The organism is uncultured Negativibacillus sp. (assembly GCF_944388365.1).
In the GTDB taxonomy this organism is placed as follows: domain Bacteria; phylum Bacillota; class Clostridia; order Oscillospirales; family Ruminococcaceae; genus Negativibacillus.
Genome location: NZ_CALXIN010000014.1, coordinates 1 through 25,917, shown reverse-complemented (window position 1 = coordinate 25,917; position 25,917 = coordinate 1). Strand labels below are relative to the sequence as shown.

21 protein-coding genes are annotated in these 25,917 nt (G+C 49.5%); 17 read left to right on the top strand and 4 right to left on the bottom strand.

Annotation, left to right across the window (positions count from 1 at the left end):
• Window positions 1-193: 193 nt before the first annotated feature.
• The 11 genes from Q0L39_RS03800 (at window position 194) to Q0L39_RS03750 (ending at window position 12,712) form a co-directional block, all read left to right on the top strand.
• On the top strand, window positions 194-646 hold the full coding sequence (locus Q0L39_RS03800) for a MarR family transcriptional regulator (RefSeq protein WP_296627009.1): 453 nt from the start codon (window positions 194-196) through the stop codon (window positions 644-646).
• The gene (locus tag Q0L39_RS03795) at window positions 643-2,355 is read left to right on the top strand and encodes an ABC transporter ATP-binding protein (protein WP_296627008.1); all 1,713 of its coding nucleotides are present in this window, start codon (window positions 643-645) and stop codon (window positions 2,353-2,355) included. Before Q0L39_RS03800 ends, Q0L39_RS03795 begins: the two co-directional genes overlap by 4 nt.
• Complete coding sequence (locus Q0L39_RS03790; RefSeq protein WP_296627007.1) at window positions 2,352-4,121, top strand: ABC transporter ATP-binding protein; 1,770 nt, start codon at window positions 2,352-2,354, stop codon at window positions 4,119-4,121. Before Q0L39_RS03795 ends, Q0L39_RS03790 begins: the two co-directional genes overlap by 4 nt.
• 159 nt (window positions 4,122-4,280) lie before the next feature.
• The gene (locus Q0L39_RS03785) at window positions 4,281-5,099 is read left to right on the top strand and encodes a metallophosphoesterase (RefSeq protein ID WP_296627006.1); all 819 of its coding nucleotides are present in this window, start codon (window positions 4,281-4,283) and stop codon (window positions 5,097-5,099) included.
• 65 nt (window positions 5,100-5,164) lie between these two features.
• Window positions 5,165-6,274 carry an SLC13 family permease gene (locus tag Q0L39_RS03780; RefSeq protein ID WP_296627005.1) on the top strand — a complete coding sequence of 370 codons (1,110 nt, stop codon included), beginning with the start codon at window positions 5,165-5,167 and terminating at the stop codon, window positions 6,272-6,274.
• 33 nt (window positions 6,275-6,307) lie between these two features.
• On the top strand, window positions 6,308-6,757 hold the full coding sequence (locus Q0L39_RS03775) for a C-GCAxxG-C-C family protein (protein WP_296627004.1): 450 nt from the start codon (window positions 6,308-6,310) through the stop codon (window positions 6,755-6,757).
• A gap of 359 nt (window positions 6,758-7,116) precedes the next feature.
• Window positions 7,117-8,760 (top strand): ABC transporter substrate-binding protein, encoded by a 1,644-nt coding sequence (locus Q0L39_RS03770; RefSeq protein ID WP_296627003.1) that lies wholly within the window; start codon window positions 7,117-7,119, stop codon window positions 8,758-8,760.
• A 94-nt stretch (window positions 8,761-8,854) separates the two neighbouring features.
• On the top strand, window positions 8,855-9,775 hold the full coding sequence (locus Q0L39_RS03765) for an ABC transporter permease (protein WP_296627002.1): 921 nt from the start codon (window positions 8,855-8,857) through the stop codon (window positions 9,773-9,775).
• Window positions 9,776-9,801: 26 nt separating this feature from the next.
• Window positions 9,802-10,722 (top strand): ABC transporter permease subunit, encoded by a 921-nt coding sequence (locus Q0L39_RS03760; RefSeq protein ID WP_296627001.1) that lies wholly within the window; start codon window positions 9,802-9,804, stop codon window positions 10,720-10,722.
• Between the two features lie 27 nt (window positions 10,723-10,749).
• The gene (locus Q0L39_RS03755) at window positions 10,750-11,727 is read left to right on the top strand and encodes an ABC transporter ATP-binding protein (RefSeq protein WP_296627000.1); all 978 of its coding nucleotides are present in this window, start codon (window positions 10,750-10,752) and stop codon (window positions 11,725-11,727) included.
• A 19-nt stretch (window positions 11,728-11,746) separates the two neighbouring features.
• A complete protein-coding gene (locus Q0L39_RS03750) occupies window positions 11,747-12,712 on the top strand; it encodes an oligopeptide/dipeptide ABC transporter ATP-binding protein (protein WP_296626999.1) in 966 nt (321 codons plus the stop codon).
• 48 nt (window positions 12,713-12,760) lie between these two features.
• Here Q0L39_RS03750 and Q0L39_RS03745 read toward each other — a convergent pair whose 3' ends face one another.
• Window positions 12,761-14,260: a M81 family metallopeptidase gene (locus tag Q0L39_RS03745; protein WP_296626998.1), complete on the bottom strand. Its 1,500-nt coding sequence runs from the start codon at window positions 14,258-14,260 to the stop codon at window positions 12,761-12,763.
• A gap of 197 nt (window positions 14,261-14,457) precedes the next feature.
• On the opposite strand from Q0L39_RS03745, the gene Q0L39_RS03740 reads away from it, so the two are divergent.
• The gene (locus Q0L39_RS03740; RefSeq protein ID WP_296626997.1) at window positions 14,458-15,330 is read left to right on the top strand and encodes an AraC family transcriptional regulator; all 873 of its coding nucleotides are present in this window, start codon (window positions 14,458-14,460) and stop codon (window positions 15,328-15,330) included.
• Between the two features lie 51 nt (window positions 15,331-15,381).
• Here Q0L39_RS03740 and ychF read toward each other — a convergent pair whose 3' ends face one another.
• Window positions 15,382-16,476: a redox-regulated ATPase YchF gene (gene ychF, locus Q0L39_RS03735; protein WP_296626996.1), complete on the bottom strand. Its 1,095-nt coding sequence runs from the start codon at window positions 16,474-16,476 to the stop codon at window positions 15,382-15,384.
• A 419-nt stretch (window positions 16,477-16,895) separates the two neighbouring features.
• Here ychF and Q0L39_RS03730 point away from each other — a divergent pair, with 419 nt between their 5' ends.
• The 5 genes from Q0L39_RS03730 to Q0L39_RS03710 all read left to right on the top strand — a co-directional run bounded on the left by Q0L39_RS03730 (window position 16,896) and on the right by Q0L39_RS03710 (window position 24,078).
• Complete coding sequence (locus Q0L39_RS03730) at window positions 16,896-17,588, top strand: response regulator transcription factor (protein ID WP_296626995.1); 693 nt, start codon at window positions 16,896-16,898, stop codon at window positions 17,586-17,588.
• A 100-nt stretch (window positions 17,589-17,688) separates the two neighbouring features.
• Window positions 17,689-19,167, top strand: coding sequence for a HAMP domain-containing sensor histidine kinase (locus Q0L39_RS03725; protein ID WP_296626994.1), 1,479 nt, complete (start codon window positions 17,689-17,691; stop codon window positions 19,165-19,167).
• Window positions 19,168-19,341: 174 nt separating this feature from the next.
• A complete protein-coding gene (locus Q0L39_RS03720) occupies window positions 19,342-21,111 on the top strand; it encodes a trypsin-like peptidase domain-containing protein (RefSeq protein WP_296626993.1) in 1,770 nt (589 codons plus the stop codon).
• A gap of 281 nt (window positions 21,112-21,392) precedes the next feature.
• On the top strand, window positions 21,393-23,144 hold the full coding sequence (pyk, locus tag Q0L39_RS03715; protein WP_296626992.1) for a pyruvate kinase: 1,752 nt from the start codon (window positions 21,393-21,395) through the stop codon (window positions 23,142-23,144).
• Between the two features lie 46 nt (window positions 23,145-23,190).
• On the top strand, window positions 23,191-24,078 hold the full coding sequence (locus tag Q0L39_RS03710) for a class B sortase (protein WP_296626991.1): 888 nt from the start codon (window positions 23,191-23,193) through the stop codon (window positions 24,076-24,078).
• 344 nt (window positions 24,079-24,422) lie between these two features.
• On the opposite strand, the gene Q0L39_RS03700 is transcribed toward Q0L39_RS03710, so the two are convergent.
• Together Q0L39_RS03700 and Q0L39_RS03695 are read right to left on the bottom strand one after the other, a co-directional pair.
• Entirely contained in the window at window positions 24,423-24,905 is a 483-nt protein-coding gene (locus Q0L39_RS03700) for a YbaK/EbsC family protein (protein WP_296626990.1), read from the bottom strand.
• Window positions 24,906-24,990: 85 nt separating this feature from the next.
• On the bottom strand, window positions 24,991-25,917 hold a 927-nt coding region (locus Q0L39_RS03695; protein ID WP_296626989.1), incomplete at its 5' end, for a hemolysin family protein.

The following is a 25,917-nucleotide window of genomic DNA, read 5'->3' as shown; positions in this document are numbered from 1 at the left end:
GTGTTATATGTGTGTTTTTCTGCATTTTTCAATCATCTTTTTGACCAAAGATTTAAAAAAATTTGTGGCTGTATCATGAATTGACTTTTAAAAGGGGAAGGGTATACTATATAAATGTAGTTGCGCATGCAACATTTGCGGGCGCAACAGTTGAATCTGTTGGTGAAAAGTATGAGAAGGAAGGAGAAGAAGGATGAACGGTATCATGAAGTATATCAACCGCCTGTCGCGGACCACAGGTGTGTTTTATAACAGCCGGCTGCGCGATTATGGGATCGGTCAATGTCATCATCCGTATATTCTGTTGATTTGCCGAGAACCAGGGATACCCCAGGAAAAGATTTCCAGGGAAATTTGTGTCAACAAGAGCAACGTCACCCGTCAGCTGACAGCGCTGGAAGAAAAAGGGTTGATTATCCGCAAACAGGACAGCAATGACCGCAGAGTGTGGAGAGTCTATCCCACCGAAAAGATGCAGCAGCTGCTGCCGGTAGTGCGTCAGGTGATGGGCGAATGGAACGAATACCTGTTGGAAGAACTGAGCCAGCAGGAGAGAGAAGTGTTGGTGCAGGCATTGGAAAAGGTGACTGCCAGAGCCAATGAGGCTGCAAGAGAATTGCTTGGAGGGAGGGAACGGCAGCCGTGAGGATGTTGTTCAAATACTTGAAACCCTATGTGCCAAGGATGACGATGGGCGTCTTTATCAAGTTTTTTGGCACCATCATGGAACTGATGATCCCGTGGATCCTTTCGTATATTCTGGACAACGTTGTTCCTACCAAGGACCGCCGGATGATCTTTTTCTGGGGCATTATGATGATCGCCTGCTCGCTGGCAGCGGTTGTCGGAAACATTCTGGCAAACCGTGTGGCAGCATCGGTGGCCAGAGATACCACCCGATCGGTGCGGCACGACCTGTTTAAAAAGATTTCCTACTTATCCTGCCGTCAGATCGACTATTTTTCGATCCCGACGCTGGAATCCCGTCTGACTACCGATACCTACAACGTCAACCAGGTTATTGGCATGATGCAGCGACTGGGTATCCGTGCGCCGATTTTGCTGATCGGCGGCATCTGTATCACCATGACGATGGAGCCGGTGCTGACACTGGTCATGATCTCGGTTCTGCCGTTTATCACGCTGGTGGTATGGCTGGTATCCCGCAAGGGTATTCCGATGTACACCTATCTGCAGCAGGGAGTCGATATCCTGGTGCGAACAGTGCGTGAAAATATTTCGGGTATCCGTGTCATCAAGGCTCTGTCCAAAACGGAGGAAGAAAAACAGCATTTTGCGGACGTCAACAACGAGGTTGTCCGCCGTGAAACCAGAGCGACCATCATCATGGGTATCACCAACCCGATGATGAACCTGCTGTTGAACGTCGGTCTGACATTGGTTATCGCAGTGGGCGCTTACCGTGTCAATGCGGGAATGACCCAGCCAGGTACCATCATTGCCTTCCTTTCTTACTTTACGATTATTCTGAACGCGATGCTGTCGGTCACCCGTATGTTTGTTATGTACTCCCGCGGCAGTGCATCGGCACAGCGTATCTATGAGGTGCTCAACACCGAGGAAGATCTCCAGCTGACCAACGAGGAAGCGGTCGAGGAGGACGATCACATCGTCTTTGAGGATGTCTGCTTCTCCTATAAAGGAAAGAGCGACAACCTTTCCCACATCTCCTTCCGTCTGAAGAAAGGCGAGACGCTGGGCATCATCGGTCCGACCGGTGCGGGCAAGACGACCATCATCAACCTGCTGATGCGTCTGTACGAGAAAAAGTCGGGCAGCATCCGCATCCAGGGCCGTCCGGTAGGAACAATTCCGCCGGAAGAACTGCACACCAAGTTTGGTGTTGTATTCCAAAACGACGTTCTGTTTGCCGATACCATCCATGAGAACATCGACTTTGGCCGCAAGCTGCCGGAGGAACGAATCATGCAGGCGGCAAAGTGTGCACAGGCGATGGAATTTATCGACGGACTGCCGGAGAAGATGGACCACATGGTCACCGCTCGAGGCACCAACCTCAGCGGCGGACAGAAACAGCGTGTGCTGCTCTCCCGTGCATTGGCGGGCGATTCCGAGATTTTGATTCTGGACGACTCGTCGAGTGCGCTGGACTACAAGACCGACTCGATGCTGCGCCAGGCGCTGCGTGAAAACTACGCCGGCATCACCACCATCGTGATTGCGCAGAGGGTCAGCTCGATTTTGCACGCAGACCACATCCTTGTTTTGGAAGAAGGCAAGGAGATTGGATATGGAACACATGAGGAATTGATGGAGAGCTGTGAGCTGTATCGCGAGATCAGCGAGTCACAGATGGGAGGCGACTTTGGATGATACCGAACAATCCAATCTCACACAAGCCCAAAAATCGCAAAAAGGTTATTCTGCGGTTGGGCAAATATCTGCTGCAGCACAAATGGATGCTGTTAGCTGCTCTGGTGTTGACCATAGTCAGCAACCTGCTGGCGCTGATCGGCCCGTCCCTTTCGGGTATGGCAATCGACGCCATCGGCACCCAGCCTGGACAGGCGAACTTTCCGCTGGTCTTTTATTACTGCGGAGAGATGCTGGTTTTCTATGTGATTTCTTCGGCACTATCCTATCTGCTTTCCATCCTGATGGTAAAACTCAGCCAGAAGATTGTATATCAGATGCGAAAGGATTTGTTCGACAAGCTGGTCGAACTGCCGGTGCGCTTCTTTGACAGCCATCAGACCGGCGATATTATCAGCCGTATGTCCTACGATATTGATACGGTCAACTCGTCGCTTTCCAGCGACCTTTTGCAGATTGCAGCCAGCAGCATTATGGTCATTGGTTCCTTCATCATGATGGTAAGGATCTCTCCGATGCTGATTCTGGTGTTTGCAGTCACCATTCCGGCGTCCATCGCCTTTATCTTCTATCGAACCAAAAAGGTGCGCCCGTTGTTCCGGCAGCGTTCGGCAAAGCTGGGCGAACTGAATGGTTTTGTAGAGGAGATCATCTCCGGACAGAAAACCACCAAGGCATACCATCAGGAAGAAACGATGGTCGGACGCTTCGATGTCAAAAATGAGGAGGCCGTACAGGCTTATTACAAGGCGGATTATTATGGTACCATGGTTGGCCCTTCGGTCAACGGTATCAACAACATCTCGCTGGCATTGATCGGCGTATTCGGTTCGCTGTTATATCTGAGCGGCGGCATCTCGCTGGGCAATCTGTCCTCCTTCGTTTTGTACTCCCGCAAATTTTCGGGACCAATCAACGAAACAGCCAACATTATCAGTGAGCTGCAGTCGGCAATGGCGGCGGCAGAGCGTGTATTCCGTATGATCGACGAGGAACCGGAACCAATGGATGCACCTTCGGCGATCGAACTGACCGACGTTGCAGGTGATGTCAAGATGGAACACATCCAGTTTGGATATGATCCCGAAAAGACCATCATCCATGACCTCAATCTGCACGCCAAACCAGGCAGTCTGGTGGCGATTGTCGGACCGACCGGCGCCGGCAAGACGACCATCATCAATCTGCTGATGCGCTTCTACGATCCGCAGAAGGGACACATTTTGATGGAGGATCGCGATAGTCAGGAGATCACCCGAAAGAGCCTGCGTGCAGCCTATACGATGGTTTTGCAGGACACCTGGCTGTTTAACGGCACCATTTACGACAACATCGCCTTCAGCCGTCCGAATGCAACGCCGCAGGAGGTCATCGAGGCAGCCAAGGCAGCCAAGATTCACAACTATATCATGCAGCTGCCGAACGGTTATGACACGGTCATCAGCGAGGACGGCATGAACATCTCGCAGGGTCAGAAACAGATGATGACCATTGCCCGTGCGATGCTGTCCGATGCCAAGATGCTGATTCTGGACGAGGCAACTTCCAACGTCGATACCCGCACCGAGATGCAGATTCAGGTGGCAATGCGCAACCTGATGAAGGATCGAACCTGTTTTGTTATCGCACATAGATTGTCCACGGTCCAGAATGCGGACGTTATTCTGGTCGTGCAGCACGGCGATATCATCGAACAGGGCAACCACGATCAGCTGATGCAAAAAGGCGGTGTCTACGCAAATCTTTATAAGTCACAGTTCCATTAAACAATGGTCGGCGCGGCATCTTCCTTTGGGAAGATGCCGCACTTTTTTGTGTGGTCTTGGGTAGATTGTAAATTTTTAACGGAGCAAGATTTTTTACAGCTTTTTTCGGAAGTTTATGGTAAAATAAAAGACAATCGTAAATGAAAGGAAAGTGGACGGATGAAATTGCTCAAAGGAATACTGCTGCTGATTTTGCTGGCAATAATAGCCACGGGAGCTTCTTTTGTATGGGCTTATAAGATAGAACCAAACCGTCTGGTGGTGCGGGAAAAGACGATGCGTGCTGCGGTGAGTGAACCGGTGAAGGTGGTATTTTGGACCGACCTGCACCTGGGAATGTGGTATCCGCAGGAGAAGCTTGTGCAGGTGGTGGAGAAGATTAACGCCCAGCAGCCCGATCTTGTGATTTTTGGCGGCGACTTTTTTGACCATTATGCAGAGGATCAGGCGCAGCTCTCCTTGGAGGAGATTGCGGCTCAGCTGCAGAAGATCGAGGCACCGCTGGGAAAATATGCAGTCTGGGGCAACCACGACTATGGCGGCGGCTCGCACGAGGTCTATCCGCAGGTGATGGAAGCGGGCGGTTTTACGCTGCTGAAAAATGAACAGGTGGAGCTGAAAGATCAAAACCTGCGGCTGTACGGATTGGATGATCCTCTGTGGGGAAATGCAGTGCAGGGCGATTTTTCTGGGAATATGGTGGACATTCTGATTACCCATGAGCCTGACATTGTGGATCAGCTGGAGATGGATGGTGTAGAGTTTGCAATGGCGGGCCATTCCCACGGAGGACAGGTGCGGCTGCCGGTACTGACCGAGCAGGTTCTGCCGCCTGGAGGCAGAACTTATGTTCGTGGGTGGTATGATGTGGAGAGCAGTCAGCTGCTGGTGAGCGGCGGCATCGGCATGACCAAACTGCCGCTGCGATTTGGCTGCACACCGGAGATTTGTGCGGTGGAAATTTTGCCGCTGGACTGATCGACTTTTCTTGCTTTCCGACCAAAGTTGCGGTATACTGATGGACGGAAAGAAGGAGGGTCAATATGGAAAGGGCGAAACACTTTTTTAAGAAGGAACCGGTGTTTGTCATTGCGGCAATCTGTGCGGTTGTGTCGATGACACTGGTGCCGCCTTCCAAGGAATATCTGGGGTATATTGATTTCCGTGTACTGGAACTATTGTTCTGCCTGATGAGCGCGGTAGCCGGCATGCAGGAGGAAGGCGTCTTTCTGGTGCTGTCACAGAAGATTCTCACCGGAAGAAAGAGCATCCGTCTGCTGATGCTCACGCTGGTTATGCTGCCGTTCTTTGCGTCGATGCTGATTACCAACGATGTGTCGCTGATTACCTTTGTACCGTTTGCGGTACTGGTGCTGGAGCTGACCGGACAGAGTCGTTTGCTGCCATGGGTGGTGACCTTACAGACCATCGCTGCCAACATCGGAAGTATGCTGACACCGGTGGGCAATCCGCAGAACCTCTATCTGAGCAGCTATTATGGACTGGCTGCCGGCGACTTTTTTGCGGTGACCGTACCGGTGGTGGTGCTCAGCTTTGTATTGCTGGCAATCTGCTGTGTCGCTGGAAAGAACAGCAGCATCGAAGTGCATTTTGAAAAGAAGGAAACCATCCACAGCAAAAAAAGGCTGGGCCTGTTTGCGGCGTTGTTTCTGGTGAGCCTGCTGTCGGTCTTTCATCTGCTCAGCAGCCACATTGCGCTGCTGGTGACGGCGGTGCTGATGCTGATTTTTGCGCGCAAGGTTCTGGTCAAAGTGGATTACTGGCTGCTGGCGACCTTTGTCTGTTTCTTTATCTTTGCAGGCAATATCGGCGCAATCGAATCGGTCAAGGCCTTTTTAAGCGAAGCACTCAGCCGTAACACCATGTTGTATTCGGTGCTGGCAAGCCAGGTCATCAGCAATGTACCGGCGGCGGTTTTGCTGGCCAGCTTTACCGAGGATGCACGCGGAATGCTGCTGGGAACCAACATCGGCGGCTTGGGCACATTAGTGGCCTCGCTGGCAAGTTTGATTTCGTTTAAGATTTATGCGCGTACCCCGGGAGCAAAAACGCTGCGTTATCTGGGCATTTTCACGGCAGCAAACGTTGTGATGCTGGTGATTTTATATGCCTTTGCGGCGGTTGTATTATAAGAAACAAAGATATCCTAAAAGGAGGAGATTGAAATGGAAAAAAGCAGAGTTTGGGAAGCTGCACAGAAGCACAAAGACGGCTACAACTGCTGTCAGGCGGTCGTCTGCACCTACTGCGACAAGCTGGGCATGGATGAGCGACTGGCATTTCGTGCAGCGGAGGCTTACGGACTGGGAATCGCAGGAATGTTTCAGACCTGCGGCAGTGTCTGTGCAATGATGATGCTGGCCGGACTGAAAAATTCGGACGCCAATATGGAGGCACCGGCTTCCAAGTTTGCAACCTTCGATCTGGGCAAGGAGATGGCACAGCGTTTTGAGAAGAAAAATACCAGCATGATCTGTCAGGATCTGCGCGGCACCGATGGCAAAACCGACCGTCTGCGTTCCTGCCGCGGATGTGTGATGGACTGCGCACAAATTGTGGAAAAGGTACTTTTCCCAGGAGAGTTTGAACCTTACGACGGTCCTAGTGAACTGTAAACAGAAAAATATGGAAAAAAGGCAGAAAATGTAGAAAAAACATAATAAAATCGTGTTACAATTTGTTTACAAAAAGCGAAAAAGTCGCAATTATACTGGATTGCAAAGTGATGAAAAAGTGATTTCGTGTCTAAAAATCTTCAAATTTGTTGTCAAATTTACTAAATAATACGCCAAAGTGAAAAATAAAACTGTAATTAAGAACAAAATTTGTCGTCGATAAAATTTGAACACAGAAAAGTTGAAAAATATTCATAAACCTATTGCAAAAGCAGGTGAATAATTATATAATTAGGATAGATTTAGTCCCCACATTAAAGAGTGTTTTGTTAAAAACTACAACAAGAAAGGGAGATCTTATGAAGAAGAGAATTTCATTTTTCCTCGCTGTTGTAATGGCACTGACCTTTGCAGCATGTAGCTCGGGCGGCACCACCACCAGCGAAGAAGGAACCACCACCGAAGAGACCACCACAGAGACCACAACCGAGGAGAGCGGTGAGGCTGCATCGGAAACTTCCACAGCAAAATCGCCGGACAACGATATGGTTGTTGCAATGCAGGCGGACGTCACCAACCTGGACCCACATGTATCCAGCAACGGTGTTTCCAATACTGTTACCAACACCATGTACGAAGCATTGGTTACCTTTGATGCAGATGCAAACATCATCCCAATGCTGGCTAAAGAGTGGACAATGTCTGAAGATGGTCTGACCTACACCTTCGTTCTGAATGAAGGCGTAACCTTCCATGATGGCGAGCCATTCAACGCAGAAGCAGTTATTGCAAACTGGGAACGCGGCAAAGCTGACCAGTCTCTGAGAGTTTACTCCCAGACAAAATCCTGGGTAAGTGCAGTTGCTGACAGCGAGTATCAGCTGACTATCACTCTGGATGCACCAAACAACACCTTCCTGAACAAACTGACTCAGGTAAGAATCGTTAGCCCGAAAGCAATCGAAGAACTGGGTAAAGACGGTTTGGCTAAACAGTCCGCTGGTACCGGTCCATACGTATTTGCAGAGCGTGTTGACGGCGGTTATACCAAAGTAGTTCGCAACGAAAACTACTGGAGAGAGGGTCCAAAAGTTGACTCCCTGACCTTCAAGGTTGTACCAGAAGACGGTTCCCGTATCGCTATGCTGAAAACCGGTGAGGCAGATATCATTACTCCAGTACCTCCAATCCAGGTAGAGCAGATCGAAGGCGATTCCAACATCGTTGTTATGAACGAAAAAGGTATTACATACCGTTATGTAACTCTGAACAAGAACTACACTCTGGCAGATGGCAGACAGCCATTCAACGATGTCAGAGTACGTCAGGCAATGAACTATGCTTTCGATAACGAAGCATTCTGCCAGGTAGTATTCCAGGGCTATGCAGTTAAACCAACCTCGATCTTCTCTGATTCGATCATGTACTATGCTGAGCAGACTCCATACGATCTGGACCTTGAAAAAGCACAGGCTCTGATGGAAGAAGCAGGCTATGCTGATGGCTTCCCAGTAACCATTTGGGTAGATAACACCACCATCGAGATGCAGGGCGCTGAGTTTGTAAAACAGCAGCTGGCACAGATCAACATTGATGTTACCGTAGAACCACAGGAATCCACCACTATCGCTGACAGAACCGCTCTTCCAGAGGATGAGACAGAAGTTCAGATGTGGTATGTAAACTGGAGCTCCGGTTCCTACGAAGCAGACGGCTCGATGAGAAACATCCTGCACGGCGAAAAATTCCCACCATCCGGTTACAACACCGCATTCTGGAACAACGCTGAGTTCAACCAGCTGCTCGATGACGCTCTGGTTTCCACCGACGAAGCAGAGATCGCTGATCTGTACGCACAGGCTCAGGCAATTGCTTGGGAAGAGTGCCCATGGATGTTCCTTGCAAACGATAACTCGATCACTGCTCAGAGAAGCTATGTCAAAGGCCTGACCTATAAACCAGGCGGCGATATCGTCTTCACAACCGCAGAGCTTGATCACTAATTCCGCAGTTATTAAATCTAGGGTATTTAATAATTAGAAAGAAAGGAGTAGTAATTTTGCTACTCCTTTCTTTGCAGAAGGGGGAAATTTTTGTATGAGTCGTTACTTTGTCAGACGCATACTGGCGACCATTCCGTTGATGTTCATCATTTCCATTTTTGTATTTATGTTCATTCATCTGATTCCAGGTGATCCGGCAAGAACCATTGCAGGTCTGGATGCAGAGGAGTGGCAGGTTGAAGCAATCCGTGAGGAATACGGCTTGAATAAACCGATCGTTACCCAGTATGTTGATTACATGGTAAAACTGTTCCATGGCGACATGGGCGAAAGCATGAAATCGTTTACTCCAGTCAGCGAACTGATCGCAGAAAGAATGCCGCAGACTTTGAAACTGGTATTTGCCGGTGTTTTGTGGGCACCAATTCTGGGTATTTTCATTGGCGTTATGTCGGCAATCAAACAGGGCAAGATCTTTGACCACGTTTGTATGCTGATTGCGATTACCGGTCTTTCGGCGCCTGGTTTCTGGCTCGGTCTGATGGGTATTCAGATCTTCTCGGTTCAGCTGGGCTGGCTGCCATCCGGTGGCTTGGATTCCTGGAAAGGATTTATTCTTCCATCCTTTACCATGGGTTGTGGTATCATGGCTGTTTTGGCAAGATACTCCCGTTCCTCCATGCTGGAAACGCTGCGTGAGGATTATGTCCGTACCGCAAGAGCAAAAGGCCAGAAAGAATCTCTGGTTATGTTCTCGCACGCGTTCAGAAACTCGCTGATTCAGGTTGTCACCATCCTGGGCCTGCAGATCGGTGGTCTGCTGTCCGGTTCCGTTTTGACTGAGACCGTATTCTCCATCCCTGGCATGGGCCGTCTGCTGACAGACTCGATCCAGTTCCGTGACTATGCGGCTGTACAGGGCCTGCTGATGCTGTTTGCTTTGCAGTACGTTTTGATCAACCTGGTCGTCGACCTGCTGTACGGCGTAATCAATCCGAAGATCCGGCTTGATTAAACAATATAGAAGGAGGAATCTACCTTATGGCTGACATTCAGAAAAACGAACAGCAGCAGAATACTGCGTTTGAATCAAACTATATTGATGAAAATATCAAGGCGGATCAAAGCAGCAAGGCAAAAGCTTTTGTCAAAAAGTTTTTGAAACGCAAAACAGCAGTGCTTGGCCTGATTATCATTGTCCTGCTGATTATCATCGCAATTATCGGACCTTACATTGCACCATATCAGTACGATGCATATGACTATGCAAACGCACTGCAGGGACCAAGCGCAGAGCATCTGTTTGGTACCGACCACTATGGCCGTGACATCTTCAGCCGTATGCTGGTTGGCGCACGTCTGACACTGGGTGTATCGCTGTCTGCAGTTATTGTCGGTGCAGCTCTCGGTACCGTTCTGGGCCTGCTGGCTGGTTACTACGGCGGCATCATCGAAACACTGGTTATGAGAGGTTCGGACGTTCTGTTCAGCTTCCCAGACATCCTGCTTGCTATCGCAATCGTAGCAATCCTTGGCCCTGGTATCATCAACGTTTTGATCGCGGTTATGGTATTTACCATCCCGAGCTTTGCACGTATCATGCGAAGCGCTACTCTGGCAGTAAAAGGTTCGCTGTATGTTGAGGTTGCACAGAGCCTTGGCTGTAAAGACAGCCGACTGCTGTTTGTACATATTTTCCCTGGCACCATTCAGTCCCTGATCGTAAACTTTACCATGAGAATCGGTTCTGCAATCATGGCAGCTGCTTCTCTAAGCTTCCTTGGTTTCGGCGCAAACGTTACCGAACCAGAATGGGGCGCTATGCTTTCTCAGGGCAGAAACTATATCGGTATTGCTTCGCACATGGTGTACTTCCCAGGTCTGGTCATCTTTTTAACAGTTCTTGCATTCAACCTGTTTGGCGATGGCTTGAGAGATACTCTTGATCCGAAGATCAAGTAATGAGCGAGACAAGGAAAGGAGTACACTATGGTACAGGAAAGATTACTTACAGTCAACAAATTGCGCACGGAATTTTTCCAGAGCAAAAAATCCAGCGTAACAGCGATCAATGAGATCAGCTTTCATTTGGATAAAGGTGAGATCCTGGGTCTGGTAGGTGAGTCGGGCTGTGGCAAGAGCGTTACCTCGCTTTCGATTATGCGACTGCTCAACTTTACCTCCGGTAAAGTAACCAAGGGTGAAGTGATCTTCGACGGAGAGGATCTGCAGAAGATCAGTGAAAACGAGATGCGCAAGATTCGCGGCGGCAAAATGAGCATGATCTTCCAGGAGCCAATGAGCAGCCTGAATCCTGCAATGCGTATTGACAAGCAGATGATCGAGGGAATCCGTCTGCACACCAACATGAGCAAAGAGGAAGCTCGCAAGCATGCCTCCAAGATGCTGTCGCAGGTTGGTATCCCTGACCCAGAGCGTGTTTTGAAAAACTATCCACATCAGCTTTCCGGTGGTATGAGCCAGCGTGTTATGATCGCAATGGCGATGAGCTGTAACCCACAGATGCTGATTGCAGACGAGCCGACAACCGCGCTGGACGTTACCATTCAGGCACAGATTCTGGAACTGATGAAGAAGATTCAGCAGGAAGAGGGCATGAGCATTCTGCTGATTACCCACGACCTGGGCGTTGTTGCAGAGATGTGCACCAGAGTTATCGTTATGTACGCAGGTGAGATCGTAGAGGAAGCTCCGGTTGAAGAGCTGTTTAATCACCCTACACATCCATATACAGAAGGTCTGATCGCATCCGTTCCGAAGCTTGGTTCCGGCGTCAAGGTACTGCCGAGCATCCCAGGAAGCGTTCCTGACCTGTCGATGCTGCCAAAAGGCTGTCGTTTTGCACCACGATGCAAATATGCGACCGAGCGCTGCCGCAATGAGGAGCCGGATCTGTTCCAGATCAGCGCAAATCAGAAGTGCAGATGCTGGCGTCAGGAAAGATAGGAAAGGGGATAAGCGAAGTATGGAGCCTATTGTTTCTGTAAAAAATGTATCCAAAACCTTTCCGGCAGGTAAGAACCTTCTGGGAAGACCAAATAAGTTTGTCCATGCTGTCAACAATGTCAGCTTTGATATTTATCGCGGCGAAACCTTCTCGGTTGTAGGCGAGTCTGGCTGCGGAAAGAGCACCACCGGCCGTCTGATCGACCATCTGCTGGTTCCGGACAGCGGTGAAATCTGGTTTGACGGTAAAGATATCAGCAAGCTGTCCCAGGCGGAGATGCGTCCTCTGCGCAAAAACATTCAGATGATCTTCCAGGACCCAGCAGGAAGCTTAAACCCTCGTATGAGAGTTGAGGACCTGGTTGAGGAGCCATTGCTGATCCACACCAATCTGTCCAAAGAAGAGCGTATGAAGATCGTTCATGAGCTGCTGGAAACAGTAGGTCTGAGCGCAAAACATGCAAAACGTTATCCGCATGAGTTCTCCGGCGGTCAGAAACAGCGTATCGGTATTGCAAGAGCATTGACAGTAAAACCGGAACTGATCATCGCTGACGAGCCAATCTCTGCGCTGGACGTTTCGATTCAGGCTCAGGTACTGAACCTTCTGCATGATCTTCAGCAGAAATTTAACCTGACCTATCTGTTCATCTCCCACGACCTGTCGGTTGTTGAGATGATTTCCGACCGTATCGCAGTTATGTATCTGGGATATGTGGTTGAGCTGGCACCAAAGACCGTGCTGTACAAAAATCCTGCACATCCATATACCCAGGCGCTGCTGTCTGCGGTTCCGATTCCGGACCCAGGCCATCAGCAGGAAAGAATTATTCTGGAAGGCGATATTCCAAGCACCATCAACCTGCCAAAGGGTTGCCCATTTGCTGCACGATGCAAACAGTGCAGACCAGAGTGTCTGGAAACCAAGCCGATTCAGACCGAGATCGAGCCAGGACATTTTGTTTCCTGCCATCTGTACAAATAAGCATAAAAAAAGACTCGCAGTTATCTGCGAGTCTTTTTTTATGCAATATTACTTTTTAGCGATGAGGTTTGCAGCTGCATCGTAAGGGAAGTTATCCTCGAGAGGGAAGATCGGGCGCGGAACTTTGGTGTAGTTCAGGCTTGGAAGATCCTCATTGGTGCTGCCTTTGGACAGTGCCATGATGCTTCTCTTTGCGATTGCCGAATGGAACTCGGTGAGGTAACCCAGCTTGCAGACGACGATGTCCGCTTCGGTTGCTTCACGGCCGAGGTCGGAGAAGATCTCCGGTGTAGTATAGCCGACGTGTGCTTCTGCCAGAACGATGTCAACGCCGCAGGAGTTAAACAGAGCCAGATCGGATTTGACCGAGGATCTGCCCCAGTTTTCGATGTAGGCTTTGACGGTACCGGTGGCGGTGATTGGCTGGGTGGTCTTGGAGTCGAACTTAGAACCGAAGGTCAGGGTAACCTGCTGACCAACCTTGCCCTTGCAGGCCAGGGTTGCTTCTGGATCGTAGATGCCGCCGTAGAGGACAGGTGTCTTTAACAGGTCGGTACGTGGGTCCTCCATGAGCAGACGCAGGAAACCGGTGCAGTCGGAGGAGGAACCAGCGGTCGGGTTATCGCCCGAGTCGGAAAGGTAAACCGGAGTTGGATGACCTTCCTGAATTGCTTTGAAAGCAACGTCGATGGCCTCTTTTTCGTGGTAGGTTTCAGTCTGGAAGCAGAACTCATGTCTGCGGTTCCACATCTCGTTTGCCAGACGGATGGCTTCTTTTTCTGCCAGTTCCTGGCTGTCAGCAACGACATAAACGGCACAGGAGCTGTCCTCATTATCTGCCCAGGGGAAGCCCATCAGGTAGGAAGCTGCCATGATGCCTGGCTGAGTTTCGGTGCGGCGCAGTTCGTCGATCATGCTTGCCATCGGTTCAACGGTGGTGGAGGACTGCTCGCCTGCGATGAGGATCGGAACTTTGACCCAGGCAGAATGTGCCTTGAAGCCATTTTCCAGAGCAGCGATGGTCATGCGGGAAGCATGGACACCGGTTTCATAGCGGTCGGTGTGCGGAGCGCATTTATAGCCGACAAAACCGTCGCAGTTGTTGTGCATGCGTTCGGTCATGGTGGTGTGCATATCCAGCGAGCAGAAGAGTGGGATGTCAGGGAAGATCTGTCTTAATTCTTCCAGCAGGTAGCCTTCCGCTTCGCCCAGACCCTTGACGCGCATCGAGCCATGGAGAGCAAGTGTGATAGCGTCGATCGGTTTCTTAGCCTGCTCTTCTTTCGCAACGCGGATGATCTCCGCTTTGAGGTTCATATAAAAATCGTGGTCAACCTCGCCGTTTGGTACGGCGCTTGCAAAGACTGTCGGAACGACCTCATATCCCTGTTCCATCAGCGGTTTGATGACGCCGGTGACAGGGTCATTATCACGAAAACGATTGAAGATTTCTGCGCCACGGATGACCTGGAAATCTTTTTCGCCGGTAACGATGGGGTTGAAAGAATTGGATTCATGCTGCAAACCAGCAACGAGGACTCTTTTCATACTTCTCTCCTCCAAAAAACGGTAGTAAATCATAACACAAAGTTATGATTCCATCTTCATTTTATCATATAAAATGACCAGAAACAAGGAAAAACTTAGCAATCTTACAATATCAGCAACCGACTTTTTTTCATCTGACAAGTCGAGCATCTTTCAAGTAATTGTGGTATGATTTTTACAAGAAAGGAGGAGAAAATATGCTGAAAAAGCTCAATGAAGCGATGGACTACATTGAGGAGCATTTGGATGAGGATTTTTCTTTAGAGAAGATTGCGGAACATGTTCATGTTTCTGATCTGCATTTTCGAAAAATCTTTTTTGCATTAACCAATATGAGTTTGGGTGAGTATGTCAAAAATAGAAAATTGTCAAAAGCAAACCAAGAGCTTTTGCAGGGAAAATCTGTAACCGAAATTGCCTTCCGATATGGATATCAGTCGGTGGATGGTTTTAGCAGAGCTTTTAAAAAATGGAGTGGGATGCTGCCATCGGAAGCAGCAAAGCTTCAGCAATGCAAATTTTTTCAGAAACTAAGCTTTGTTGTTACAATCAAAGGAGGAGATATTATGGAATATAAGATAATAGAAAAGGAAGCCTTCCGATTTGCAGGTGTGAGCAAACGAGTTCCGATGCAATTTGAAGGAGTAAATTTGGAGATTGTAAAATTGGCTCAAAGCATCACAGAACAGCAACGAAATGAAATGCATCGAGTTCAAAACACTACACCCCATGAAATCGTCAATGTATCCTATGAGTCCGATACAAATTTCTTGGAAGAAAAAGGCGAACTGACACATATGATAGGCGTATTAACAACCAGAGAAGACGTATCGGATTGTTTGGAAACGATACCAGTTCCAGCTTGTACATGGGCGGTGTTTCCAAATGAAGGACCGTTCCCGTTTACATTGCAGGAGACAATGGCCAAAATTTATTCAGAGTGGTTTATAACTTCGGATTATGAGTTGTTGAGTTCATTCTCCTTTTCTTTTGCCAAGATGGATGCGGAAAGAAAAGATTATGCTTATAGCGAAATCTGGGTCCCTATAAAAAAGAGGGATAACAAATAAAAAAGGATGCTGGTTTTTCCAGCATCCTTTTTTATACAATATAATTGAAAATTAGACGTTGAATCTAAAGAGAACAACGTCGCCGTCCTGCATGACGTACTCTTTGCCCTCGGAGCGGACCAGACCTTTTTCTTTTGCAGCGGCGATCGAACCGTTGGCGATCAGGTCCTCGTAGGAGATGACCTCGGCGCGGATGAAGCCGCGTTCAAAGTCGCTGTGGATCTTGCCGGCAGCCTGCGGTGCCTTGGTGCCGCGGGTGATGGTCCATGCACGAACCTCCGGTTTGCCGGCGGTCAGGTAGGAGATGAGGCCGAGCAGGTGGTAACCAGCTTTGATGAGGCGGTCCAGACCGGACTCCTCCAGTCCCAGCTCCTCGAGGAACATCAGCTTGTCCTCTTTGGACATGTCGGAGATTTCCTCCTCCAGTCTTGCACAGATCGGAACAACCTCCGAGTTTTCCTCTTTGGCGATTTCCAGAACTTCGTTATAGAAAGGATTAGAGTCGAGCTTGCCGTTAAAGTCGTTCTCGCTCATATTGGCAACGTAGATGATCGGCTTATTGGAGAGCAGCGGAATATCAGACATGATGGCCTTTTCGTCGTCGGTAAATTCCATGCTGCGGGCGGATTTGCCTTCCTCCAGATGTGCTTTGACGCGGTTTAACAGATCGACCTCAGCCAGGTATTTTTTATCGCCTTTGGCAGCTTTGACCGCTTTGTCGATGCGGCGCTCAAGAATGTCGAGGTCGGAGAAGATCAGCTCCAGGTTGATGACCTCGATGTCGCGCTTTGGTCCGATGCTGCCTTCGACGTGGACAATCTCGCCGTCCTCAAAGCAGCGGACAACGTGAACGATGGCGTCTACTTCGCGGATATTGGACAGGAACTTATTGCCCAGACCTTCACCTTTGGAAGCGCCTTTGACCAGACCGGCGATGTCGACAAATTCGATGACCGCAGGGGTGATCTTTTCTGGCTCATACATCTTGGCAAGCTCATCCAGACGGTAATCTGGAACAGCAACGGTGCCGATATTTGGCTCGATGGTGCAGAAGGGATAGTTTGCCGACTGCGCACCAGCGTTGGTAATAGCATTGAACAGGGTGCTTTTGCCGACGTTCGGCAGACCCACGATACCTAATTTCATATTGATTCTTTCCTTTCGTTGATTCCACCACGGGCGGTGGAAGGCTATTCGCACATATATCCTTATTATATCGTTTGCGCCTGTATTAGGCAAGGGGATAGCAGGAGGAATGTTGTGAAAACAGGGGTTTTTAACCATTCCAACAGAAGGATGTTGAAAATACAAAGGCATATTTCATCTGTTTTCCAAAATCTGTTTAAAGTTTTTTCACCAATTTTCCGTATGTTTTCGTATAATAAAAGAAGATGGCTGGAAGAGGTTTCGACAAAAACGTGGTGCATCTTCCAGAGAGCTGTGTTATAATAAAAGAAAGCATGGCAATTTTGTAAAGAATGTTCGGAATCGGTGTCTGTACCGCTGCTGCGACACCAGCCCAACATAGAGAAGTTTGAAAAGCGGCGGGGAAATGGAGCAAAAGTATGTCGATGGGAAAAATCCTGGTTGCGGATGACGACCAGAACATTGCTGAACTGTTGAGATTGTATCTGGAAAAAGAAGGATATACCGTCGTGCTGGCGGCAGATGGAGAACAGGCAATCGAGCGTTTTAACGCGGAAAATCCAGACATCGTGCTGCTGGACATCATGATGCCAAAGCTGGATGGCTGGCAGGTTTGCAGAGATATTCGCAAAAAATCCAACTGTCCGATCATCATGATCACCGCCAAGGGCGAGACTTTTGACAAGGTGCTGGGTCTGGAGCTGGGCGCAGACGACTATGTGGTCAAGCCGTTTGATGCAAAGGAGATTGTTGCGCGCATCAAAGCAGTTATGAGAAGAACCGGCAAGTCCTCCTCGGGCAACGATACCAAAGAGGTGTCCTATGACAAGCTGGTTGTCAATATGACAAAGTATGAGCTGAAGGTCGACGGCAAGGTTATCGACACACCGCCGAAGGAGCTGGAACTGCTGTACCACCTGGCGAGCAATCCAAACAGAGTGTACACCAGAGATCAGCTGCTCAACGAGGTTTGGGGATTTGAATATTACGGAGACTCCAGAACGGTGGATGTCCATGTCAAACGTCTGCGTGAAAAACTGGAAGGCGTGTCCGACAAATGGAGCCTGAAGACGGTTTGGGGCGTCGGGTATAAATTTGAAGTGAAGGAATAAGCTGTTTCGGGCCGCTGTACATTCGTTACAGCGGCTTTTTATTTTTGATAGAGAGGTAAAGGGGAATGCGGTTTTGCAAACCCCGAAAGGAGGAAGGTATATGCAGCGGAGTTTATTTCGAAAATATTTTTCGGTATGCTGTTCGGTGGTGCTGATGAGCATTGTGATTTTGGGAATCCTGTTTATGGTGTTTGCAGCACAGTATTTTAAAGAGGACAAACTGGGTGCGTTGGAAAAAAATGCGGAGTATGCGGCAGAGCTGACGCTGGAACATGTTGTTTCCATCGACGGCGTTTATCAGATTGTCGATTACAACTCCTCATTGACAACGGCATGGATTCCGATGGCGAAGTCGATGGATGCCGACATCTATCTGTCCAATCTGTCGGGAGAGGTGCTGTTATGCACCCATCGTTCGACATGCAGCCACAAAGCCTACGGCATCAACGAGGACATTATCAACAAGACCAAGGAGGACGGCATCTACAAGGAAGTCGGCAAAATGGGCGAGATCTACAAGAGTTCCTACTATACTGTCGGTGTTCCGCTGAAGCTGTCCGACGGACGCATCGCCGGCATTGTGTTTGCATCCACTTCGGCGCAGGAGCTGACCGACTTTATGGGTGAGATTCTCAAGATGTTCCTGCTCAGCGCACTGGTCATGATGGTGGTCACCTTTGCGGTGGTCTATGTGGTGACCGGAAATCTGGTGCGCCCGCTGCGGGAGATGGTCAAGGCGACCGAATCGTTTGCAAAGGGTGACTTTTCTGCGCGTGTTCCGATCAACGAACGGGATGAGATCGGCAAGCTGTCGATGGCGTTTAACAACATGGCGGCAAGTCTGGCACAGCAGGAGAGCGTGCGGCGTTCGTTTGTGGCAAACGTCTCGCACGAGTTAAAGACGCCGATGACCAGCATCGCCGGATTTATCGACGGCATCCTGGACGGAACCATTCCGCCGGAGAAGGAGCGCCATTATCTGACCATTGTCTCGGACGAGGTCAAACGACTGTCCCGTCTGGTGCGCTCGATGCTCAACATCGCCAAGATTGAGGCGGGCGAAATGAAGCTGAATCCGACCGTCTTTGACGTAAACGAGGCAGTTTTGTCGAGCATTTTTACCTTTGAGCAGACCATAGAGTCCAAGCATCTGGAAATAAAGGGCCTGGATGCGGGCAAAATTATGGTAGAGGCCGATGAGGACCTGATCCATCAGGTAGTTTACAATCTGCTGGAAAATGCAGTGAAGTTTGTCAACGAGGGCGGCTACATCGAAGTGAGCTACACGGTGGATGCAAAGAGAACCTACATCAACATCAAAAACTCCGGTGAAGGCATCCCGAAGGATGAGATTTCCAAGGTATTTGACCGCTTCTACAAGACCGACCGTTCGCGCAGCATCGACAAGACCGGTGTGGGACTGGGACTGCACATTGTACGCTCCATCGTCAACCTGCATCAGGGCGAGGTCATTGTGCGCAGCGTCGAGGGCGAATACTGTGAATTCAGCTTCTCGGTTGCTACGGCTCCAAAGGCGTTGACCAAGCAGCAAAAGCCGTCCTCTGTCAGGGAAATCTAGCGGAAAAATGTTGGAAATTTGTTCATTATTTTAGTAGAAAAAAGTATGAAACAGTTTAAGTCTTGTTTCATTTATTTTCATAAATTGCAGATATAATAATCAATGTAATAGAACAAAACAACAAGGTGTCCGATATGAGGTGTATCACTGGTGGACACAGGGAGGTTTTCAGATATGGATGAAAAGAAAATGAACAATAACGGATTGGAACCGGAAGCAAATCAGTCCGGTAAAGAACAAGATCCGAACGTAAGTTCCAATGAAAATAATGCGCAGGAAAACAATGCGCAGGCAACGGAAAATCAGGCACAGGAAAACAATGCGCAGGCAACGGAAAATCAGACCAGCCAAGAAAGTCAGAGCAGCGGCTGGGTATTCTCCAGCAAGAATGCTACAGGAGAACAGGAGCAGGAAAAGAAGGAAGGCGGATTTTTCCACCACGAACATGCGCATGCCAATGAAACATCCAAGCAGCCGGATCAGGATGGATGGTATCGTTCCGGTCCGCGCAGCGAGGATAATAAATCCGCATACAGCAGCCGATACAGCTATGGCGCTCAGGAGAATGGACATAATCCATATGAGGCACAGCCGACCGGCGATCCAAAGACCAGCGAAAGCTACAAGTGGAACTATGAGGATTACAAGCAGGAAAAACCAAAGCACACTCCAAAGGCAAAGAAAAACAAAGGCCTGCGGGTATTTGCCATCATCATGTGTGGTATTTTGTGCGCAGGTGTTGTTTCTCTGGCAGGTTACGGAACCTATGCGCTGGTTTCCGGCAACAACACAGTGGTTGAATCGGAAAGTGCAGAGGTTGAAGATGCGCAGAACAGCACGACAGAGCAGCTGACCCTCAACGACAAACCGGCAGGAGGTTCCAGCAGTGCCTCGGCAAACCTGCAGGAGGGTGAGCTGACCATCACCGAACGTGCAGAGAAGGTAATGCCTTCCGCAGTTGGTATTGTAGCTTACATTCAAAGCCAGCAGAGCATCTTTGGCGGCGAGCAGAGCCAGGGCTCGGGCATCATTGCCACCCAGGATGGTTATATTATTACCAATGCACATGTAGTAGAAGGTGCAACCAGCATCAAAGTTGTTCTTTCCGACACCACCGAGTACAATGCAACACTGGTAGGTTCGGATGAAAAGACCGACCTTGCTGTTTTGAAGATCGAAGCAACCGGTCTGACTCCGGCAGAGTTCGGAAACTCCGATCAGCTGGAAATCGGTGAGCAGGTCATCACCGTCGGCAACCCTGGCGGTCTGGAACTGGCAGGAAGTGTGACCGTTGGTTATGTTTCCGCGCTGAATCGTTCCATCACCACCACCACCGGCAACACCGTTGACTGCATCCAGACCGATGCAGCGATCAACCCTGGTAACTCCGGCGGCGCACTGGTCAACACCTACGGTCAGGTCGTCGGCATCAATTCCCAGAAGATTGCAGCAACCGAATATGAAGGTATCGGCTTTGCAATTTCGATTAACGAGGCTCAGCCAATCATCAACGACCTGATTCAGTATGGATATGTCAGAGGCAGAGTTTGGATGGGCATTACCATGAAGATGATCGACCAGACAACCGCACAGATGTACGGTTATCAGGTTGGCGCAGGTGTTGTATCGGTAACCGAGAACTCGCCGGCAGCAAAAGCTGGTCTGGTAGCGGGCGACATCATCACTGCGATTGATGGTCAGAGCATCGACTCCTCCGGAACACTGACCGGAATTCTGCAGGAACACAAGCCAGGTGACACAATTACTTTGACAGTATTCAGACAAAGCAGACAGAGCTTCGGTCAGGATCAGGAAATAACCTTGCAGCTGGAGCTGGGTGAAGAGGGAGCTCCGACCGAAACAACCGACACCGCAGCACAGCAGAATACCCAAAACAGCCAGAATAGCCAGAACAATCAGGGAAGCGTCTGGGGACTGAACTAGTAGTTTTGCAGTGAATTGCATTGAAAAAGGACACCGTGCAGATGGCAGCGGTGTCTTTTTTTTGACAAAAGTCTTGCAGGAACAAAAAAAGTTTCTTGCATTCTGTATCCAAAAATTAGTTTAACTCTGGTAAAAAATCTGTACAATCTTGGGAAAAGTAGTAAATATTTTTTGCGAATGATTGATTTTGAACGGCAGGTAGGATATAGTGTAAGAGTCAGATAGAAGAATGACTGATACTGTGTAATAAAAAAGAACGATTCATAAGGAGTGTGTGCCGTATGAGAAAGACCAAGATTATCTGCACGCTTGGCCCAGCCAGCGAATCGGAGGAGATCTTGAGAGAGATGATCAAAGCGGGTATGAATGTGGCTCGCTTTAACTTTTCCCATGGTTCCCATGAGGAACACCAGAAGAGACTGGACCTGATTAAAAAGCTGCGCAGCGAGATGAAGGTTCCGCTGGCAACTTTGCTGGATACCAAAGGCCCTGAGATTCGTTTGGGCAAGCTGGAAGGCGGCGTCGCCTATTTGGAGGACGGCGATTGTTTTGTACTGACCACCGAGGAGACTATCGGCAATGCACATCGTGCATCCATCACCTTTAAGGACCTGCCAAAGGATGTTAAAGAGGGAGACACCATCCTGATTGACGACGGCTTGATCGAGCTGCGTGTAGACAAGGTTTCGGAAACCGATATTAGCTGTACCGTTATCAACGGCGGCAAAATCTCGGATAAAAAAGGTGTCAACGTTCCAAACGTGGATCTGTCGATGCCATATCTGAGCCAGAAAGATATTGACGATATTGAATTTGGAATCAAAGCAGGATTTGACTTTATTGCAGCTTCCTTTACCCGCTGTGCAAACGATATTCTGCAGATTCGTTCGCTGCTGGAGAAAAATGGCTGCGACACCATCAAGATTATTGCCAAGATTGAAAATTCCCAGGGTGTCAACAACATCGACGAAATCCTGCGCGTTTCCGACGGCATCATGATCGCCCGCGGAGACATGGGCGTAGAGATTCCGATGGAAGATGTTCCGGTTATCCAGAAGATGATTATTCACCGTGTATACAACAGCGGTAAATATGTTATTACAGCGACCCAGATGCTGGACAGCATGATGAACCATCCGCGCCCGACCAGAGCAGAGGCGACCGACGTTGCCAACGCAGTCTATGACGGCACCAGTGTTATCATGCTTTCCGGTGAGACTGCTGCCGGAAAATATCCGGTAGAGGCAGTCAGAACAATGGCAAGAATTGCAGAGCGCACCGAGCAGGACATCAACTATCGCCGCCGTTTCCGCGATTACGACGGAGAGTGCAACCGCGACATCACCAATGCGATTTCCCATGCGACCTGTTCGGCAGCGTATGATTTACAGGCAAGTGCGATCATCACCGTCACCCAGTCGGGTCAGACTGCACGGATGATCAGCAAATATCGTCCGCAGATGCCGATCATCGGATGCACCACACAGGAGGCAACCTACCGTCATCTGTGCATCTCCTGGGGCGTTGTTCCGGTACTGTGCGAGGAGCAGAGCACCGAGGACGATCTGTTCAAACATGCAATCGCCCGTTCGGAGGAATGCAATCTGGTCAAGGACGGCGATCTGGTGGTAATCACTGCCGGCGTTCCGCTGGGTGTTCCTGGCACAACCAATCTGCTGAAAGTACAGACAGTGGGCGATGTGATCCTGCACGGAACCGGCATCGGTGACGGAAGCACAAAGGGCAAGGCTTGTGTAGCCAAGAGCGAGCGCGAAGCGCTGGAGAACTTCCAGGATGGAGACATTCTGGTCATTGACAACACCAACAATGAGATGCTGGAGATTCTCAAGAAGGCTTCGGGCATCATTACCTCGCAGTCGGGACAGAATTCCCATGCTGCAGTGGTTGGTCTGACGCTGAATATTCCGGTCATTGTCGGTGCAAAAGACTGCACACAGGTGATCCGCAACGGAGCATCGGTACTGATGGATGCAGGAAAGGGAATTGTCTGCAACGTTGTCAGCCAAAACTAGCACTGGCTTGATGGAAAGATAGAAGCGAGCTGGAAAGGAGCCTGTTATGGCAAGGATGTGGAAAAAGACGCTGGCGTTGATGCTGGCAGTGATGCTGTTGTTTTCAATGGCCGGCTGCGGAGAGGAAGAACAATCCGAAGAACAGCAACCGGTCAAAGAGGAGCAGGAACTGCCACAGGAAGAGTCGGAGACTGAACAGGTCCAGCAGGAAGTTGTGCAGTTTGGCCAGCAGATCGCAGAAGCTCGGGAGAAAAATGAGGATATTATCGGTTGGCTGAAGATTGATGACACCGAAATTGACGGCGCTGTTGTGCAGGCGGACAACAACGAGTATTATGAGCGTCTGAACGAGTGGAAGCAGTACAGCTGGACCGGATGCTACTTTGCCGACTACGAATGCAACTTTGACAGCCGCGAGGATCTTTCCAAAAATACGGTTATCTATGGACACAATGTCCATTTTGACGATGATATGGATGGAGAGCGCTTCTCTCAGCTGTTCCATTTTACCGATCAGGAATTTGCAAAGCAACATCCCTATGTTTATTTTTCCATCTATGACGGTGACAGTGCAGAATCGGAAGCTTCTTACAGTGAGATGGTATGGCAGATTTTTGCCGTTTTTTATACCACTACCGATTTTGATTACATCCGAATCAACAAGGATTACCGCAATCCGGAGGAGGGTGAAATCTCCGATGCCCAGCTGATGAATATCATCACCGAGGCACAGCAGCGCTCCGAGTACGTCTATGATGTACCGGTCAACGGAGAGGACAAAATACTGACCTTATCCACCTGTTCGTACAAGTATGGACGGCGGGACGATGTGCGGTTTGTCGTGATGGCAAAGCTGGTGGATGAGGATACGTCATTGCAGGACACCGCTTCTTTGACCGTAAATACTGCCAAAAAAGAAGTGGAGCTTTCCTGACAGCCGCTTTATAAGATGAAAAAAAGGACTCAGCGTTTGCTGAGTCCTTTTTTTCATCTTCAAACAAACCTTAGTTAATGCGAGCTCTCAGCCCAGCAACAATAGGTGCCCAATCCACACCGTGGACCATAGCGGCTTCTTCAATAGTTTCGCCGCGGGCGCCTGGTCAGCCGACACAGTGCATGCCTGCGCTGAAAAATACCTCAGCCAGAGAGGAATCATAATCCAGAACCTCGCCGATGACGGTATCCTTGGTTACAGTAAGTGCCATAGGGTTGTCCTCCTTTCGTGGATAATTGAGGTCGTCCTTATTATAATACAAAAATGGTATAAAATCAAGGGGACTATTCGGAAACAGATTTACACACATCAATCCATCCCTCTGCGTGGCTGGAGAGGAAGAGCTGGTCGGGTGTCATCTCGACAGCAGAGCTTGCACTGCCGGCGGAAGGAAAGACGGTCGAAAAACGACAGAGGGAACGGTCGAGATAGACATGGACGTGGTCAGGGAGAGCAAAAGGACAGACGCCGCCGACAGCATGACCGGTGAGCTGGAGGGCAAGGCCGTGCGGGAGCATCTTTGCCTTAAAGCCAAACTGAGCTTTAAAGGCTTTGTTGTCGATTTTTTTATCGCCGGCGGCAACAATCAGCAGGCAGCCCTGTTCCTCGGGTGGGAAGAAGAAGGAGAGAGTTTTGGCGATGCGGGCTGGTTCGACGCCAACAGCGGCAGCAGCCAGCTCCACGGTGGCGCTGGAGACGGAAAATTCGCGGATTGCCTCATCGAGCCCAAAGGGTTTGAGATATTCGCGCACAGATTGAACGGACATGGAAAAACACCTCGCTAAAAATGAGAACGGTCACAGGAAACATCCTGTGACCGTTGATGTTGGATAAGAGAAATGGAAAAAATGATTAGTCTTCCTGCACTGGGTCTTCGGTATCTTCCGGCAGGACCTCGGCGCGCAGTTTGGCAATGCGGCGCTCCTCGGTGAGAAGAACGGTAAATTCGACGTTACCGATGCGGACGGTTGGATGTTCGTCCTTGGACGGGATGCGGTCAAGGACGTCGGTAATCAGTCCGCTGATGGTGTCATAGTCCTCCTCAGGGCCCACATTGGTTCCCAGCAGCTCTTCGACATCTTCCAGAGACATGGAACCGTCGAGCATAAAGACATGATCGGATACTTTCTGGTACTCTTCTTCCTCCTGGTCATATTCGTCCTGCATGTTGCCGACGATCGATTCCAGAAGGTCCTCCATGGTGACGATACCGGAGGTGCCGCCGTATTCGTCGACGACGATCGCCATCTGCATCTTCTTTTCCTTAAAGGTTTTGAACAGATCAGCGCAGCGGTTGGATTCCGGAACAAAGATTGCTTTGCGGATGAAAGGAGTGATTGGCTGATGAGCCATCTGCTCTGCGGTTTCATTGATGCAGCGCAGCATATCCTTGGCATAGACAATACCGATGATATTGTCGATATCCTCTTCATAGACCGGAATTCGGGAAAAGCCTTTTTCCATTGCCAGATGGATGACATCCATGACGGTGGCGGTGTTTTCCACAGCGGCTACGTCGGTTCGATGGGTCATAACATCTTCAGCGGTGATGTCGTCAAACTCAAAGATATTGTCGATCATATCAGCTTCGTCTTTTTCGATCGAACCTTCCTCGTTGCCGACGTCAACCATCATACGGATTTCCTCTTCGGTGACCTGCTCTGTCTGGCTGGTTGGGTCGATGTGCAGCAGCTTTAAGATAGCGTTGGTGCTGACCGAGAGAAGGGCGACAAGGGGCTTGGCGATGGTGAAGACAAAGCGGACGATGGGCGCGACGGC